Source organism: Candidatus Hydrogenedentota bacterium, assembly GCA_016791475.1.
Classification (GTDB): domain Bacteria; phylum Hydrogenedentota; class Hydrogenedentia; order Hydrogenedentales; family JAEUWI01; genus JAEUWI01.
The window spans coordinates 1-504 of record JAEUWI010000517.1; the positions used below are offsets into that span (position 1 = coordinate 1).

Here is a 504-nt window from a genome sequence, read left to right on the forward strand (position 1 = left end):
TTCAGTTCGGGAAAGCGTTTGACGCGATACTTTTCAACTTCGTCGTTGATTTTGGCAATTTCCTTTTGCAACTCGATTTCTTTCGGATCCTTGGCAGAAACAGGATCGAGCAGCGGCAATTTGTCAGGTTCGTGGGTATTGGCGAAGATGCTGAACAGCGAATAATAATCTGCCGTCGGAATTGGATCGAATTTGTGATTGTGGCAGCGCGCGCAGCTTACAGTCAGCGCCATCGTGCCGCGAATTGCCACGTCAACCTTGTCGTCAATTCGCTCTTCGGTTGTTGTGGCAAATCCTCCGCGCCCGACGGTCAAAAATCCCAGTGCGGCCAAATTACGCGATTCATTGTTCGGCAAACGGTCGGCGGCAAGTTGTTGCAGCAGGAATTGATCGTATGGCAAATCTTCATTCAGGGCGCGAATCAGCCAGTCGCGATAGGTGTATGCAAATGGATAAAGCAGTGTGGTCGTGTCGTTGACGCCTTGCGTGTCGGAATAGCGCGCG

Annotated in this window: 1 protein-coding gene; it reads right to left on the reverse strand. The window is 51.2% G+C overall.

Annotated elements, in window-relative coordinates:
* Positions 1-504: DUF1549 domain-containing protein (locus JNK74_30575; protein ID MBL7650513.1), on the reverse strand; the 504-nt coding region annotated here is incomplete at both ends.